Source organism: Metapseudomonas otitidis (assembly GCF_011397855.1).
Lineage (GTDB): Bacteria > Pseudomonadota > Gammaproteobacteria > Pseudomonadales > Pseudomonadaceae > Metapseudomonas > Metapseudomonas otitidis.
In genome coordinates this window covers 1148937-1165570 of record NZ_AP022642.1, presented here as the reverse complement: position 1 = coordinate 1165570, position 16634 = coordinate 1148937, and the positions used below count along the sequence as shown (strand labels likewise).

The 16634-nt window shown below is 59.6% G+C and carries 16 protein-coding genes; 4 read left to right on the top strand and 12 right to left on the bottom strand.

Features of this window, described 5'->3' with window-relative positions:
* Positions 1-111 precede the first annotated feature (111 nt).
* From PotMrB4_RS05480 to PotMrB4_RS05470, 3 genes are read left to right on the top strand one after another with little or no spacing between them, the layout of a single operon-like run.
* Positions 112-348, top strand: a complete 237-nt coding sequence (locus tag PotMrB4_RS05480; protein ID WP_172432732.1) for a PP0621 family protein — start codon at positions 112-114, stop codon at positions 346-348.
* Positions 335-1930, top strand: a complete 1596-nt coding sequence (locus PotMrB4_RS05475; protein ID WP_074973001.1) for a sensor histidine kinase — start codon at positions 335-337, stop codon at positions 1928-1930. The genes PotMrB4_RS05480 and PotMrB4_RS05475 overlap by 14 nt, the downstream gene beginning before the upstream one ends.
* Before the next feature lie 2 nt (positions 1931-1932).
* Positions 1933-3273: a sigma-54-dependent transcriptional regulator gene (locus PotMrB4_RS05470; protein WP_044410357.1), complete on the top strand. Its 1341-nt coding sequence runs from the start codon at positions 1933-1935 to the stop codon at positions 3271-3273.
* A gap of 12 nt (positions 3274-3285) precedes the next feature.
* On the opposite strand, the gene thiO is transcribed toward PotMrB4_RS05470, so the two are convergent.
* From thiO to PotMrB4_RS05435, 7 genes are read right to left on the bottom strand one after another with little or no spacing between them, the layout of a single operon-like run.
* Complete coding sequence (gene thiO, locus PotMrB4_RS05465; RefSeq protein WP_172432731.1) at positions 3286-4380, bottom strand: glycine oxidase ThiO; 1095 nt, start codon at positions 4378-4380, stop codon at positions 3286-3288.
* A 50-nt stretch (positions 4381-4430) separates the two neighbouring features.
* Positions 4431-4844: a type IV pilin protein gene (locus tag PotMrB4_RS05460; RefSeq protein WP_172432730.1), complete on the bottom strand. Its 414-nt coding sequence runs from the start codon at positions 4842-4844 to the stop codon at positions 4431-4433.
* A gap of 13 nt (positions 4845-4857) precedes the next feature.
* Entirely contained in the window at positions 4858-7947 is a 3090-nt protein-coding gene (locus PotMrB4_RS05455) for a pilus assembly protein (protein ID WP_172432729.1), read from the bottom strand.
* Between the two features lie 33 nt (positions 7948-7980).
* Positions 7981-8466, bottom strand: coding sequence for a pilus assembly PilX family protein (locus PotMrB4_RS05450; protein ID WP_172432728.1), 486 nt, complete (start codon positions 8464-8466; stop codon positions 7981-7983).
* Positions 8467-8477: 11 nt separating this feature from the next.
* A complete protein-coding gene (locus tag PotMrB4_RS05445) occupies positions 8478-9179 on the bottom strand; it encodes a PilW family protein (RefSeq protein ID WP_172432727.1) in 702 nt (233 codons plus the stop codon).
* A 1-nt stretch (position 9180) separates the two neighbouring features.
* The gene (pilV, locus tag PotMrB4_RS05440) at positions 9181-9660 is read right to left on the bottom strand and encodes a type IV pilus modification protein PilV (protein ID WP_172432726.1); all 480 of its coding nucleotides are present in this window, start codon (positions 9658-9660) and stop codon (positions 9181-9183) included.
* Positions 9657-10130 (bottom strand): GspH/FimT family pseudopilin, encoded by a 474-nt coding sequence (locus PotMrB4_RS05435; protein ID WP_172432725.1) that lies wholly within the window; start codon positions 10128-10130, stop codon positions 9657-9659. Before PotMrB4_RS05435 ends, pilV begins: the two co-directional genes overlap by 4 nt.
* 212 nt (positions 10131-10342) lie before the next feature.
* Between PotMrB4_RS05435 and PotMrB4_RS05430 the strand changes: the two genes are divergently transcribed.
* The gene (locus PotMrB4_RS05430) at positions 10343-10861 is read left to right on the top strand and encodes a GspH/FimT family pseudopilin (protein ID WP_172432724.1); all 519 of its coding nucleotides are present in this window, start codon (positions 10343-10345) and stop codon (positions 10859-10861) included.
* On the opposite strand, the gene ispH is transcribed toward PotMrB4_RS05430, so the two are convergent.
* From ispH to ribF, 5 genes are read right to left on the bottom strand one after another with little or no spacing between them, the layout of a single operon-like run.
* Complete coding sequence (gene ispH / locus PotMrB4_RS05425; protein ID WP_044410372.1) at positions 10848-11792, bottom strand: 4-hydroxy-3-methylbut-2-enyl diphosphate reductase; 945 nt, start codon at positions 11790-11792, stop codon at positions 10848-10850. The genes PotMrB4_RS05430 and ispH overlap by 14 nt on opposite strands.
* A gap of 49 nt (positions 11793-11841) precedes the next feature.
* Positions 11842-12294 carry an FKBP-type peptidyl-prolyl cis-trans isomerase gene (locus tag PotMrB4_RS05420; protein ID WP_044410376.1) on the bottom strand — a complete coding sequence of 151 codons (453 nt, stop codon included), beginning with the start codon at positions 12292-12294 and terminating at the stop codon, positions 11842-11844.
* Positions 12287-12793 carry a signal peptidase II gene (lspA, locus tag PotMrB4_RS05415; RefSeq protein WP_074972991.1) on the bottom strand — a complete coding sequence of 169 codons (507 nt, stop codon included), beginning with the start codon at positions 12791-12793 and terminating at the stop codon, positions 12287-12289. Before lspA ends, PotMrB4_RS05420 begins: the two co-directional genes overlap by 8 nt.
* On the bottom strand, positions 12786-15617 hold the full coding sequence (gene ileS, locus PotMrB4_RS05410; protein WP_172432723.1) for an isoleucine--tRNA ligase: 2832 nt from the start codon (positions 15615-15617) through the stop codon (positions 12786-12788). Before ileS ends, lspA begins: the two co-directional genes overlap by 8 nt.
* 15 nt (positions 15618-15632) lie before the next feature.
* On the bottom strand, positions 15633-16571 hold the full coding sequence (ribF, locus tag PotMrB4_RS05405; protein WP_172432722.1) for a bifunctional riboflavin kinase/FAD synthetase: 939 nt from the start codon (positions 16569-16571) through the stop codon (positions 15633-15635).
* Between the last annotated feature and the right edge of the window lie 63 nt (positions 16572-16634).

Genomic DNA, 16634 nt, shown 5'->3' with positions numbered 1-16634 from the left:
TTTTTTCATGCCTGCGAGGACACAGTGCACAGCACTGCCTTTAGCTGCTGGGCGTGGGGAAACGCCTTGGCTTAAACTGCTGGCCTTTCCCCGGACACTCGAGTTCGACGCATGTTGCGCCTGATCTTCTGGATTGCCGTCATTTTTGCTGCCGTATGGGTATGGCGCCGCATGAAGGCCCGCCCGCCCCGCCAGGAGGCTCCGCCCGCCGAGCCGGCCGCCAGCCCCATGGTTCGCTGCGCCCAGTGTGGCGTCCACGTTCCCCAGTCCGAAGCCCTGCCCAGTGCCCAGCGCTGGTACTGCAGCCAGGCCCACCTCGAACAAGGCAAGGCCAGTGGCGAGCACTGAGTCGCCCTCCCTGGCGAGCAATCAGATCCGACGGATCTTCCGCCTTTACAACCTGTATCGCCTGCTCATCGGCCTGGCGCTGGTCGGGCTGATTTCCAGTGAGCTGGACAGCGAGTTGCTGAACCTGGCCCGTGTCCAGCTGTTCCGCAATGCCAGCTGGTTCTATCTACTGCTGAACATCCTCATTGCGCTGATGGTGCGCCGCCCCCAGCACATGCTGCAGGTGTTCAGCCTGGCGCTGGTGGACGTCATCCTGCTGTCCTGCATCTTCTATGCAGCGGGCGGCTCGCCCAGTGGTATCGGCAACCTGATCATCGTTGCGGTGGCCATTGCCAACATCCTGCTGCGTGGGCGAATCGGGCTGCTGATCGCCGCCGTCGCCGCCATCGGGATGATCTACCTGACCTTCTACCTGAGCTTGTCGCGCCCGGAAGCGGCCAACCAGTACGTACAGGCCGGTGCGCTTGGAGCCCTGTGCTTTGCAGGCGCCCTGTTCGTGCAGGGCATCAGCCGGCGCCTGCAGTTGAGCGAGACCCTGGCCGAGCAGCGTGCTGCCGACGTGGCCAATCTGGAAGCGCTCAACGCGCTCATCCTGCAGCGCATGCGCACCGGCATCCTGGTGCTGGACAGCCGTCACCGGGTGTTGCTGGCCAACCAGGCTGCCCAGGCGATGCTGGGGCACGACGGGCTGGCGGGGCGCCCCCTCGGGCCGCACTGCCCGGAGCTGCTCAAGCGGCTGGAGCAGTGGTGGGACAACCCGACCCTGCGCCCCCAGAGCCTGCAGCCGGTACCCGATGGCACGGTGCTGCAGCCCAGCTTCGTCCAGCTGCAGCGCGGTGAGCAGCTGGATACGCTGGTCTTCCTCGAAGATATCTCGCAGATCGCCCAGCAGGCGCAGCAGCTGAAGCTGGCCTCCCTCGGGCGGCTGACCGCCGGTATCGCCCATGAGATCCGCAATCCCCTGGGCGCCATCAGTCATGCCGCCCAGCTGTTGCAGGAGTCCGAAGAGCTGGAGGGGCCCGACCGCCGCCTGGCGCAGATCATCCAGGATCATTCCCGGCGGATGAACCTCGTCATCGAGAACGTCCTGCAACTGTCGCGGCGCCGCCAGTCGGAACCCCAGCTGCTGGATCTCAAGTACTGGCTGCACCGATTCGCCAGCGAGTTCCGCAGCGCCTCACCGGTGGGCCAGACCCTTCACCTTGAGACCAATCCGGGGAGCATCCAGACCCGCATGGACCCCCACCAGCTCACCCAGGTGCTGACCAACCTGGTGCAGAACGGCCTGCGCTACAGCGCACAGAAGCATCGGCAGGGACAGGTCTGGCTGAAACTCTTCCGTGACGCCGAGAGCGACCTGCCCATACTGGAAGTGATGGACGACGGCCCTGGCGTCGCCGAGGAGCAGCTCCATCACCTGTTCGAGCCCTTCCACACCACGGAGAACAAGGGCACCGGGCTCGGCCTGTACATCTCCCGCGAGCTGTGCGAGAGCAACCAGGCCCGCCTTGACTATCGACCCCGCGAAGGCGGCGGCAGCTGTTTCCGCATCACCTTCGCCCATCCGCGAAAACTGAGTTGACCATGACCCGACAGAGAGCCCTGATCGTCGACGACGAGCCCGATATCCGCGAACTGCTGGAGATCACCCTCGGCCGGATGAAGCTGGATACCCGCAGCGCCCGCAACGTCAAGGAGGCCCGCGAGTGGCTGGCCCGCGAACCGTTCGACCTCTGCCTCACGGACATGCGCTTGCCCGATGGCACCGGGCAGGAGCTGGTGCAGTACATCCAGCAGCGGCACCCCCAGGTGCCGGTGGCCATGATCACGGCCTACGGCAGCCTGGACACTGCCATCAATGCCCTCAAGGCCGGAGCCTTCGACTTCCTGACCAAGCCAGTGGACCTTGGCCGTCTGCGCGAGCTGGTGGCGACTGCCCTGCGGCTGCGCAGCGGCGAGTCGGATGAAGAAGCCAGCGTCGACAGCCGCCTGCTGGGCGAATCGCCCCCGATGCGGGCGTTGCGCAACCAGATCCAGAAGCTCGCCCGCAGCCAGGCGCCCGTCTACATCAGCGGCGAGTCGGGCAGCGGCAAGGAGCTGGTCGCACGACTCATCCATGAGCAAGGCCCGCGCGCCAGTCACCCCTTCGTGCCGGTGAACTGCGGTGCCATTCCATCGGAGCTGATGGAGAGCGAGTTCTTCGGCCACAAGAAAGGCAGCTTCACCGGAGCCATCGAGGACAAGCAGGGCCTGTTCCAGGCTGCCCACGGCGGCACCCTGTTCCTCGACGAAGTGGCCGACCTGCCGCTGCCCATGCAGGTCAAGCTGCTGCGGGCCATTCAGGAGAAGGCGGTACGCGCCGTCGGCGGCCAGCAGGAAGTGGTGGTGGACGTGCGCATCCTCAGTGCCACTCACAAGGACCTGGCTGCCGAGGTGGCTGCCGGGCGATTCCGCCAGGACCTGTTCTACCGGCTCAACGTGATCGAACTGGGGGTGCCGCCGTTGCGTGAGCGCCGCGAAGACATTCCCCGCCTGGCGGACGTGATGCTCAAGCGCCTGGCCGAAGCCTGCTCGCTGCCGGCCGCGACCCTTACCCGTGATGCGCTGGAGAAGCTCAAGACCTACCGCTTCCCCGGGAACGTGCGCGAGCTGGAGAACATGCTCGAGCGGGCCTACACCCTGTGCGAAAACGACCAGATCCAGCCCCATGACCTGCGCTTCACCGAGGCTGCTGGCGCGGCAGAAGGCGGCGAGGCGGACCTCGCCAAGATCGACAACCTCGAGGACTACCTCGAGGAGATCGAGCGCAAGCTGATCATGCAGGCCCTGGAAGAGACCCGCTGGAACCGCACGGCAGCAGCCCAGCGTCTTGGGCTGACCTTTCGTTCCATGCGTTACAGGCTGAAGAAACTGGGGATCGACTGATCCCCAGGCAGGTCAAAGGCGAGCGCTGGGCGCGTAGGGGGTGGGGTCGACGATCGGCTCGCGCCCCAGCATGAGGTCCGCCAACAGCCGGCAGGAGGCCGGCGCCAGAACCAGCCCGTTGCGGTAGTGACCGCAGTTGAGCCAGAGCCCCTCGAACCCCGGCACCGGTCCGATGAACGGGATGCCATCGGGCGAGCCCGGCCGCAATCCCGCCCAGTGCCCGACGATGGGCTGTTTCGCCAGCGCAGGAATCAGCTCCTCCGCAGAAGCCTGGAGACTCTCCCGCGCCACGTCGGTAGGCGTCTTGTCGAAACCCTCATGTTCCAGGGTGCTGCCCACGAGGATGTGACCATCCCGGCGCGGGATGGCATAGCGTCCCTTGGCCAGCACCATGCTGGGCAGGAAGCCCGGCTCGCACTTGTAGAGGATCATCTGCCCCTTTACCGGCTCGACCGGCAGCGAGAGGCCGAGCGTTGCGAGCAGCTCGCCGCTCCAGGCACCCGCGCAGAGCACCACGCGGTCGGCGCGGAGTTCTTCATGGCCGATCCTGACGCCGACTACCTTCTCCCCTTCGACGATGAAACTGTCGATTCCCGCCTGCTCATGGAGCGTGACGTTGGGAAGCGCCAGAAGTGCAGCACGCAGTGACTGCGCGAGGCGCGGGTTGCGGATGTTGGCCACCCCAGGCATGTGGATGGCCCGTTCGAACCCTGCTCCCAGGGGCGGCACCTGCCGGTGCACGGAAGCCATGTCCACTGCGTGAAGCGGACGCCCTTCACGGTGCGCCCACTCCAGAGCCTCGGTCTCGTCATCCAGATCCAGCCAGTACAAGCCGGTGGTGTGCACCTCCGGATCCAGGCCAGTGGCCTTCAGCAGTTTCTCCCCGAGGCCTGGGTAGAAATCCTGCGACCAATGAGCCAAGGCCGTCACCGCAGCGCTGTAACGCCAGGGATAGAGGGGGGATACAATTCCGCCTCCAGCCCAGGAGGCCTCGCGTCCAGTGGTTGAACGCTCTACCAAGGTGACCTTCCAGCCCGCCTCAACCAATTGAAGAGCACTGAGAAGGCCCAACACGCCGGCCCCAACTACGATGCACTGCACAATCACCTACCCCACTAAAAAGGGGACCTAGGTCCCCTCGTTGGTTGAACAGAAACTCAACGGCGCCAACATTTTTCATCGTCAGGCAAGCGTGTACCTTGTCCATCGATGCTCATGTCTTTACAAACATCTTTTGCCATAGAACCGGTGGTGACAGCTGTAGCCTTGATCACGTAACCGCCCTTAACTAAAGTATCACTAGTGTCCGTTACGAGTTGAATATCATAAAGCTTAGTCGCACCACCCATAGGACTTTGCGTAGGAATTTTTGTTTTAGCGTCATCATAGCTTGAACTCTGAGAGTACTGTCGCTCAGTAATTTGAACCGCCTCCATTAAAAGTGCAGCCACCTCGGCTCGTCGAGTTTTGTAGGTATACTCAATGTAGCTTGGATAAACTATAGCCACCAGAATACCGGCTATCGCAACAGCCACCAAAAGTTCGATCAAAGTAAAACCATTATCTTTCATTATCGACTCTCACTCACTGCAACTGTCGCCACATGATGCGGCGCGAGATACCTGTATTACGGGCCTTTTCATCAATAAATTTAGTCGCACCACTGGACAGCAGGATAATTTTAGTTTGAGTGGGCTTATCCGCCCCCTTATCTACAATTACTGGTAGACCAGGGAGCCCTCCCGAAATATTAACCCCTCCAACCAGCGCATCATCATCATTAACGCGACCATCACCATTAGTGTCAAGAACCGGGTAGGTCAGCATTGCTCCCGAGAGGAGATCCAGCTCCACAAGGCGACCACTACCTGAACTTTCGCAAGGGTCATTGGCCTCAACCTTCGCCGTCACAAAAACGACCCTTCCTAGTGTTGTTTGCGCCGGATAGATAACACGCTCCCCCTGATCGACATTATTGTAAACCAGAGGCAAATACCATCCTTTATACTTGGCCCAATCGATAATTGACTTGCTAGTGGTAAAATAAGTCTCTCCATTTAAAGTGGTTTCACCAGCAATACTCTGCGGCAACAGATCTCCCACTGTTACGGTAGCGACGCTGCTCGGCTTATCCCAAATCGCATAAAAAGCCTGCCGACTTTTATCCGTTTTATCTGCGGCCTCGCTCAGCTTTCCGGTACCAATGAGCACCAAATAACCCTCACTGGTGGACCCCTTCTCTGCTGGTTTTTCAACAACAAGCGGCGCTGCCGTGAAAGGATGTCCATCGCCTGCGGAGAAAAGCTTCTTTGACAAAGAATTATCAATATCTATCTTCCAGAGATTGCCCCGCAAGTCTCCCGCATAGACAGCCTGAATCTGGTTCTGAGCGTTCAATACCACTTGAGGTGAAGAAAGACCGTTCCCAGACGCACTGTAACCGGAATCCCCCACCTTATTTTCATCAACAACGATCTTCTTGATCAAAGAGCCATCGCTGACATCGACCACATAAAGCGCAGCCTTGCCATCAAAGCTGCCATAGCCATTACCAAATATCGCGACCCATTTATTATCCGACATTCTCGCAACAACAGGCTTTGAATAGGTCAGGCCAAGATCGTTCCACTGGTTCGATTTGTCGGAAACAGCGGGAGCAGATATCTCCCACAGGGCGCCAGGTGTATTGTTTCCATCTGCCCCGAAGAGCTTGACTGCAAACATACCTTTACCACCCGCCCCCATTCCTGCGACGGCCAAGGTAGCCCAACTGTCGTTCAATTCGACATCCGCAACGGATATCTGGCCATCCACCATGAAACGGTGCGAACCACTGGTTGCATAGTCAGTGGCAGCAATAATCTTTAGCGAAGGAAAAACAGGAGTGGGCATATAGGCATAACGATGCTGTCCAGTCGTAGCATTGAGGACATGAAAGAACCCGTCATTCGAGTTAACCAACAAACTACTGGTCATGCTCTTCGCCTTAGTTGCCAAGTAGGTATCATAAGAAGCACTTCCAGCGATAGTGCTGGCTAGTTTATCTGCTGGAGATAGACGTTCAAGGGAAGAGTTGATGATATCGCCTAACAGTACTGAGCGAGCTCTTAGGCCAGAGACCGAGACACCTTTTGACCACTCGATCAGTGAGGAACCATTCAACGGTGACGTGACAGAGCCATCAAGCACAGCCTTCTGAGCAGCTGTCAGGTTGCTATACGAAAGCCCCACTGCTTTGCCATTACTGAAGGTTTCGTAAAGTGCGGTATTAGTTGCGGAGACGAGGGTCGCATCCGTCGTCCAGTTGGGCACCTTGCCTGCACGTCCTGTTGAAGGGTCCAGCTTATAGGCCTCAATGGTTCCGCGCCAATCCTTCGGATCGTAAAGAGTTTTGTAGTAATACGTCTCCGTAGTCAGCGTTGCCGAACTGGAAGCACCAGCACCGCCAGAACCGGCTTTTGCAGAGATTTCGTTGATTGCACTACTGAGACTGGCGTTCAATTGGTCGGCATTGTTAGCTGTGTAATATGTACCACCAGCATGAGCCGCAGCATCACGCAACATATCATTATTTGTTGCGAAACCGACAGTATACGTAGTTAGATTCTGCTTTGGAAAAGAGGAGTCGTTGAAACTTTTTCCTGCTTTATCCGTGGTACTACCGTCAAGAAGGTCAACTTCATAAGCAAACTGCGCGATATCATCTAGATAAAGTGTATCGCCTTCACCATCGCCGTTCAGGTTGTTGCCATCGTTATTTACACCATCCCAGTTAGGCAGATTATTACCCCCTGCCACCTTCGGATTGTCCCGCAGCGGGTCATTCGTGGGAAAAGTTCTATCATAAGTTGGCAAACCATCAGTTACAACAATACCGAAGTTACGCTGACAGCGATATTGAATTGGACTTGTGTAGTTGCCAGCACCTGACCCCTGATAACGAGTCATGCCTCGAAAATAACGAGTAATCTCGTAATAAGCCTCGGCCAACGGCGTCCAGGTCTTAGAGCTCAACCCATCCACGGCAGTAATGAAAGCGTTGTAATTAGCCTGCGCCTGCGCAGCCGAAACGCCATCGGCCTTATCAAAACTACTGACATCCCGCAACAAAGAACCACCAGCTTGGTTGCTATTAACGTTAAAACTGAAAAGCCCATAACGCAGACCGCGATTATTGGTAACGATGCTCTTAGTGACCTCACGCGCAACATTCATGCGATAGTCTGTAGGAATACTCGAATTAGGAATATTCTTCTCTATTAAATAACGGAGATAATTCCCATCAAAGCGCGTTGAGTTCCCTCCTACCGGGTCAGGCATTAATATGCACCTATCACCATTTCTGTTGAAGAGGCGCTGCCCATTAGGGCAGTTACCTTGAACTACGCTGTTGGGTCTGAAACTAGCGCCTGCGTCAATTTCGCGCCAGTCGGAACAGCCGCGCCACCCATATGCCCGACAGTAATAAGCAGTCGAATAAGTCACTGAATCATCATAGCCGCTATGCCAAATGATACTGTCCATACTGCCCGAATTATCGATCATCACCATTACGTTGGGCGTGACAGCCGCAGTACTCAATATAGGAGCTTGCAACGGCGTAAAGGCGTAGGTTGGCGAAGACACGTACGCCATCAGGACAAAGCCGGACAAAAAACTCAATAACTTCTTCATGACACACCTGATAAATTATTTTAAATTCCGCCATTAATTCCGAGCAAAAATACTCTCCAACGCTGTCGTCGAACCGCCCGAGGAAGAAACTGCGGTAATACGATACATTGTGGCGGTATCTCCGTTTGGCAAGCCTAAGGGACTGGTGGCAGTACCCAAATTCTGTATCTGATAAAAACCATTAAACTCAGAAACGCTCTTCCAAGCCCCACAAATAGAGCTACCAGCGACCACTGCCTTTTTCCAATCGGGAACACTACAGCCATTACCCGAACATGCCAAACACCCTGTTGCGAGATCAGTAGCATTATTCTCATTGGCAATAAAGGCCTCCGCAGTACGCAATATAGCCTCACTCTGCTGAAAGCTGACGTTCTTAGAAGAAGTGTTACCCGCCATCTTTTCCTGCAGAACGGCTCCCTGCATTGCTACTACACCAACCACAGTTAACAGCAGGAGAAAAATCAGACTCACAAGCAAGGCCATACCTCGCTCTTTGTACTTAACCTTGTACAACATAGCCATCCCTCCTAAAGCAACCTATTACGCAAGGCAGCCACCACTATATATTCTTGATCCTTCACTTTACCCCCACCATCCATAACTATTCTGACTCGCACGCTACGGATATTCGCAGGCGTTGCAGCGCCAGCCTCTACATAGCTACCCACATATGTATCAGAAGCCCCGGCGCTAACTCCAAATTTTATTTCAAAAACTTTGACCCCACCAATTAAATCCTGATAATTTGCTGTAACACCCTTCGAAACCTTAAGACCCCCGCCCTCGAGCTTATACCGAATGAAATCAATTGGTATTGCTATACTGCCTAATGCAGGATTACTGCCATCACTCTTCACTACAGCTGTTGTCTTACAGTCCGTATGCACAGCCCAAGCAGCACCAGTTACTGCAGAATTCCCAGAGGAAGGTCTTGACGTTACCAGGGAAAGCACGGGATCTGCCCACGAAACAGGGGCACCGAATTCAGAAGGTGCATTTGTTATACTTGCCACAGGAAAGCATCCGAATACACCTGCCGCTCGAATATCTTGAGTTATCCTAGTTAGAGCATACCGGGCGTCCTCTTGCATCCGTGCAGAAGCATCCTGCATGACAAAAGACCGCTTCGAGGAAACAAAAATCTGGGTAATACCCAAGACAACAACCAAGCCAAGCACAAGTGCAATCAGTATCTCGACCAACCCAATACCACGTTCTGTACGCCTCATTTCATGCTCCTACCTTGACGACCACATGACTTGAGACACTAATGGATCCCTGATTATCGTTGCCAGAATCATCGCGCCCACCCGCACGTCCCTCAGGCCAAGCGATCATGATACGCACAAGGCTCTTGTCTACAGAGATAGAACCTGAAGCACCGTCAGGCAGCGTACTTCCAATGTTGCTTTTGAAGTCGTCTATATCAATCTTGCACGCACCTGAACAAGCTGCAGAAGCAGTTAAAGAGCTTAAGGCATAGGTGGGTAATACCGTTGCATCTGCGTTCGCCCGAATCCGGTCAAGCATGTCATAGGCTATAAATGTAGCTTGCGTACGATAACGAGAGCTGTCCGTGTATTTCAGTGCATTCAACTGCATGGCGGCAGCACCTAGCAAACCAACTGCCATAATGAATAGCGCCACCATCACTTCAATAAGACTAACTCCAAACTGGGCACGCGAAAGAATTGCTTTGCCATATTTCATTGACAGCTCCCCAGAACAACTCGACCAGCCGCACACACACTTATTGTACCGGTGTATCCGCCCTGACTGTAATTAAACTGAATTGAGCCACTCGGGGTATCGAGACCACCAAGGCTATCAAATATGACAGTAGTTACTTTGTCATTTGAACCACTAGGAGCAACAACACCTCCCGCTGCCACTCCAGGAATCGTACGAAAAACCTTAGCTGCATCTGCACCACTACCTTCCCGAATCTCAATAACGCCACCCCAGCCATTAGTAGCTACCACTGCCATCTGAGAGCCTCGGTTGATTGCCTCAAGGCGAGCGATATTGAAAGCACCTTGTAGGTTCTTCAGATCCGTCTCGGCCTTGTTGCGCGCCAGCATCGAGTTGAAGGCCGGTACTCCGAGGCCAGCAAGGATGCCGATCAGCGCTACAGCGACCAGTAGCTCGATGAGGGTGAACCCTCGCTTATCACGGCGCATTCTCTGTCTCCATTTACCGTTTGATCACTATACGAGGCGCTTCTGCAACAGCCACGGTGCGAGGGATATACGGTCGAATCACTTGGCTGGGCGACATTGGGCCGTCAGGCCGCTCTCCCTTCCTGGACTCGGACTTGCCTGACCGGCATTTCAGCTCTCCCAACCAGGAACACCCCCTATGGTCGGTTATCCACCAACCCACCGAGGCGGCTATGTACCAGAAAGGGATTTCATTGACCGAGCTGCTGTTCGCATTGGGCGTCACGGGCGTTCTGATTTGCCTAAGCACTTCCATGCTCGAACGAGCTGAAACCTACAAGCTCGAAGCGTTATCACACGAGTTGGCAGCATCCATCCGCTTCGCCCGAAGCCAGGCCGTTCATGCAGGGACACATGTCACCGTGCAGGCACAGGAGGAAGACTGGAGCATGGGCTGGGTGATCTACATCGATGCAAACGACAACGGCAGCCTGGACGAGAACGAGCCAGTTCTCATGAGGAAGTTACTCGATGGGCGCATACGCCTCATCGGCAACTCGCCCGTCAAGAACTACGTCCGCTATAACCCAGGCGGCCAGGCAGTGTTGCTCAACGGGGCCTTCCAGGCTGGGACACTGACGCTGTGCCCCTCGACTGAGAGGGCACAGGGCATCAAGGCGGTGCTGAACAGTGCAGGTCGGCTACGGCTGGATGTGCAGGAGGATGGCTCCGTCTGTGCTAGATCGCCTTGACCCGCAGCTCCTTGGGCATCGAGAAGGTGACGTTCTCCGGCCGCCCATCCAGCTCAAGCGCTACCTCGGCGCCCCACTCGCGCAGTTGCTGGATCACGCCCTGCACCAGCACCTCGGGGGCGGAAGCGCCGGCAGTGATGCCGACCCGCTGCACACCGGCGAACCAGCCCTGCTGCAGGTCTTCGGCGCCGTCGATCAGGTAGGCCGGGGTGCCGATGCGCTCGGCAAGTTCGCGCAGGCGGTTGGAGTTGGAGCTGTTGGGGCTGCCCACCACCAGCACCACATCGCTTTCGTCAGCCAGTTGCTTCACCGCGTCCTGGCGGTTCTGGGTGGCGTAGCAGATGTCGTCCTTGCGCGGCCCGCCGATGGAAGGGAAGCGCGCCCGCAGGGCATCGATCACGCGGCTGGTGTCGTCCATGGAAAGAGTCGTCTGGGTGACGAAGGACAAGGCCTCGGGGTTGCGAACCACCAGGCGCTCCACGTCATCCTCGTTCTCCACCAGGTAGATCGCGCCGCCATTGACGGTGTCGTACTGGCCCATGGTGCCTTCCACCTCCGGGTGACCGGCGTGACCGATCAGCACGCATTCACGGCCGTCACGACTGTAGCGGGCCACCTCCATGTGCACCTTGGTCACCAGCGGACAGGTGGCGTCGAACACCTTGAGGCCACGGCGCTCGGCCTCCTGGCGCACGGCCTGGGACACGCCGTGGGCGCTGAAGATGACGATGACGTTGTCCGGCACCTGGTCCAGCTCTTCGACGAACACGGCGCCACGGGCGCGCAGGTCTTCGACGACGAACTTGTTGTGCACCACTTCGTGGCGGACGTAGATCGGCGGGCCGAACACTTCCAGCGCACGGTTGACGATCTCGATGGCACGGTCCACGCCGGCACAGAACCCACGGGGGTTGGCGAGTTTGATCTGCATGCTTGTTACCTCCAGGCCTGCCGGCCGCCCTCCCCTGCCGGGAAACGGATCAGAGCGGGCGAACCGCCAGGATTTCCACCTCGAAGCGCAGCGTCTTGCCAGCCAGCGGGTGGTTGAAGTCGATGGTCACGCGGTCAGCGTCGAAGGCCTTCACGACACCGGGCAACTCGGCGTTGGCGGCGTCGTTGAAGATGATCAGCAGGCCTTCGGACAGTTCCATGTCCTGGAACTGGCCACGGGGCATGACCTGGACGTTCTGCTCGTTCGGCTGGCCGAAACCCTGCTCGGGGCTGATGGGCAGTTCGCGGCGGTCGCCGGCCTTGAGGCCGAACAGCGCGTTCTCGAAGCCCGGCAGCAGGTTGCCGTCGCCGACCTTGAAGGTGGCCGGCTGCTTGCCGAAGGTGCTGTCGACCACGTCGCCGTTCTCCAGCTTGATGGCGAAGTTCAGCGTCACTTCACGGTCCGGGCCGATACGCAGCTCGGTGGCGAGGGACTCAGTCATGGGCGGCTTCTCCGGACTTCTTCGTCTTGAACATATCCAGCGCCAGCATGATGGCGCCGAGGGTGATCGCGGTGTCGGCCAGGTTGAACGCCGGGAAATACCAGCGGTCCTGCCAGTGCACCAGGAGGAAGTCGACCACGTGGCCCAGCACCACGCGGTCGTACAGGTTGCCCAGCGCGCCGCCGAGCACGGCGGCCAGGGCGATGGCCAGCCAGGTTTCGTCGGCCTTCAGGCGCTTGAGCCAGACCACCAGCACGCCGCTCACCACGATGGCGATGAGCGCGAACAGCCAGCGCTGCCAGCCCGAGCTGTCCGCCAGGAAGCTGAAGGCAGCGCCGGTGTTGTAGACGTGGGTCCAGTCGAACCAGCCGGGGATCACCGTGATGCGGGTGTGCTTGGGGATCAGGTCCAGCACTGCCCACTTGGTGCCCTGGTCCAGCAGGAACACCAGGACGCTCAGCAGCAGCCAGCCCAGCCGACCGAAACGGGCCTCAGGCATGGTGGCGAACCTCGCCGGCGCCTTCGATGTTCTCCACGCAACGACCGCACAGCTCCGGGTGCGCCGCGTGGGTACCGACGTCCGCACGGTGGTGCCAGCAACGGCCGCACTTGGCGTGTTCGGACTTGAGGATGCGCAGCTTCAGGCCTGGCACCTCGGTGGACACGGCCTGCTCCGGCGCCTCGCCCGCCGGGCGGACTTCAGCGGTGGAGGTGATGAGCACGAAGCGCAGCTCGTTGCCTAGCCGGGCCAGGTCGGCCTGCAGGGCGTCGTCGCCGAACAGGGTGACTTCGGCCTGCAGGTTGCCACCGATGGCCTTGGCCGAACGCAGGGCTTCCAGCTCCTTGTTGACCGCCCCTTTGACCGCCATGACGCGGGTCCAGTAGGCCGCATCCAGGGCGAACCCTTCCGGCAGGCGAGCCAGGCCTTCGTACCAGGTGTTCAGCATGACCGACTCGTTGCGCTCGCCCGGCAGGTACTGCCAGATCTCCTCGGCGGTGAAGGCCAGGATCGGCGCGATCCAGCGCACCAGCGCCTCGGTGATGTGGAACAGCGCAGTCTGGCAGGAACGACGGGCCACGCTGTCGGCACGGGTGGTGTACTGACGGTCCTTGATGATGTCGAGGTAGAAACCGCCCAGCTCCTGCACGCAGAAGTTGTGCAGCTTCGAGTAGACGTTCCAGAAGCGGTACTCGCCATAGGCCTCGAGGATCTCGTCCTGCAGGCGCGCAGCGGCGTCCAGCGCCCAGCGGTCGAGGTCGAGCATCTGCTCCGGCGGCAGCAGGTCGCGGGCCGGGTCGAAACCGTTGAGGTTGGCCAGCATGAAGCGCGCGGTGTTGCGGATACGCCGGTAGGCGTCGGCGCTGCGCTGCAGGATCTGGTCGGAAACGGCCATCTCGCCCGAATAGTCGGTGGCCGCAACCCACAGGCGCAGGATGTCGGCGCCCAGGGTGTTGTTGATCTTCTGCGGCGCCACGGTGTTGCCCAGGGACTTGGACATCTTGTGGCCGCGCTCGTCCACGGTGAAGCCGTGGGTCAGCAGGCCCTTGTAGGGTGCATGGCCGTCGATGGCACTGCCGGTCAGCAACGAGGAATGGAACCAGCCGCGGTGCTGGTCGGAGCCTTCCAGGTAGAGGTCCGCACGCGGACCGCTGGCGTGGCCTTGCGGGTGCGAACCACGCAGCACATGCCAGTGGGTGGTGCCGGAATCGAACCAGACGTCCAGGGTGTCGAGGATCTTCTCGTAGTCACCGGCCTCGTCGCCCAGCAGCTCCGCAGGCTCCAGCTTGAACCAGGCCTCGATGCCCTGCTGCTCGACGCGCTTGGCCACTTCCTCCATCAGCTCGACGGTGCGCGGGTGCAGCTCGCCGGTGGCCTTGTGCAGGAAGAACGGGATCGGCACGCCCCAGTTGCGCTGGCGCGAGATGCACCAGTCGGGACGGCCGGCGATCATGCTGTGCAGGCGCGCCTGGCCCCAGGCCGGGGTGAACTGGGTCTGCTCGATGGCCGCCAGGGCACGCTCGCGGAGGGTGCCGCCCTGGTTGGGCTGCTTGTCCATGCCGACGAACCACTGGGCCGTGGCGCGGTAGATCAGCGGGGTCTTGTGGCGCCAGCAGTGCATGTAGCTGTGCTTGATCGCCTCGTGCTTGAGCAGCGCGCCCACTTCTTCCAGCTTGGCGACGATGGCCGGGTTGGCCTTCCAGATGAACTGGCCACCGAAGAACGGCAGGTCGGCCACATACACGCCATTGCTCTGCACCGGGCTGAGGATGTCGTCATTGCTCATGCCGTAGTTCTTGCAGGAGCGGAAGTCATCCTCGCCATAGGCCGGCGCGGAGTGCACCACGCCCGTGCCGGCACCCAGCTCGACGTACTCGGCCAGGTAGACCGGGGAGAAGCGCTCGTAGAACGGATGGCGGAAGCGAATGTGCTCCAGCGCCTCGCCCTTGGCGGTGGCGATCACCTGGCCTTCGAGGCCGTAGCGAGCCAGGCAGGACTCCACCAGTTCAGTCGCCAGCACCAGCAGACGAGCGCCTGTGTCCACCAGGGCGTACTCGAATTCGGGGTGGACGTTCAGCGCCTGGTTGGCCGGGATGGTCCAGGGGGTGGTGGTCCAGATCACGATGGCGGCCGGCTTGGGCAGGCTGGCCAGGCCGAAGGCGGCCGCCAGCTTGTCGGCGTCTTCCACCGGGAAGGCAACGTCGATGGCGTCGGACTGCTTGTCCTTGTATTCCACCTCGGCCTCGGCCAGGGCCGAACCGCAGTCGAAGCACCAGTTGACCGGCTTCAGCCCCTTGAACACGAAGCCGCCCTTGACCATCTCGGCCAGGGCACGGATCTCGCCGGCTTCGTTGGCGAAGTTCATGGTCTTGTAGGGGTTGTCCCAGTCACCCAGCACACCCAGGCGGATGAAGTCGGCTTTCTGCAGTTCGATCTGCTCGGCGGCGTAAGTGCGGCACAGCTCGCGGACCTTGTCCGCCGGCAGGTTCTTGCCGTGGGTGGTCTCCACCTTGTGCTCGATGGGCAGGCCATGGCAGTCCCAGCCCGGCACGTAGGGCGCATCGTAGCCGGAGAGTGTCTTGGAGCGGACGATGATGTCCTTGAGGATCTTGTTCAGCGCGTGGCCGATGTGGATCTCGCCGTTCGCGTAGGGCGGGCCGTCGTGGAGGATGAACGTGGGGCGGCCCTCACCGATCTGGCGCAGCTTCTGATAGAGCCCAATGGAGTCCCAGCGCTGCAGGGTCTCCGGCTCACGCTGGGGAAGACCGGCCTTCATCGGAAATGCCGTTTCCGGCAGGTTGAGGGTCGCTTTGTAATCGGTCATGTCAGTCCAGGCTCATCATTGAAGGTGGGCGCCCTGCCAGTAGGCACGGGCTGCGGCGACGTCCGCGTCGATCGCCGACTTGAGGGCCTCCAGGGAGGCGAATCGCTGCTCTTCGCGCAGCTTGCGGTGGAAGGTGACGCTGATACGCCGGTCGTAGAGGTTCGCGGCGAAATCCAGCAGGTGCACTTCCAGGTGGGCGTTGCCATCCCCTTTCACGGTGGGGCGCACGCCGATGTTGGCGACACCGGGCCGGCGCTGGCCATCCAGCTCCACGCTGACCAGGAAGACCCCGGAGAGCGGTACGCGGCGTCGCTTGAGTTGCACGTTGGCAGTCGGCGTGCCGAGCTGCCGGGCCAGCTTCTGGCCATGCAGGACACGGCCGGTGATGCTGAAAGGCCGCCCGAGCAGGTGCTCGGCCAGCGGGAAGTCGGCGACAGCCAGGGCCTCGCGGACACGGGTGCTGCTGACCCGCATGCCATCCAGTTCGACGGTGGCGGCGGCTTCGACGGTGAAGCCCTCGGCCTCCCCGGCGGCCTGGAGGAAGGCGAAATCACCGGCGCGATCACAGCCGAAGCGGAAGTCGTCACCGATCTCCAGGTGATGCACGCCCAGCCCTTCCACCAGCACCGCATGGACGAACTCGGCAGCGGACAGCTCGCGCAAGCGCCGGTTGAACGCCAGGCACAGGACGAAATCCACGCCCTCGCCAGCCAGCAGCTCGAGCTTGTCGCGCAGGCGCGTCAGGCGGACAGGGGCGGTATCGGGGCCGAAGAACTCACGGGGCTGGGGCTCGAAGATCACCACGCAGCTGGGTACGCCCAGCTCGGCCGCGCGTTCGCGCAGGCGCTTGAGAATGGCCTGGTGCCCCCGGTGGACGCCGTCGAAATTGCCGATGGTGGCAACGCAGCCCCCGGATCGGGGCCGCAGGTTATGAAGACCTCGGACCAGCTGCATAGCACACGTCTTGTTCACAAAGTGGCCGATTATACGCACAGCCGCGCCATCACAACAGGCACG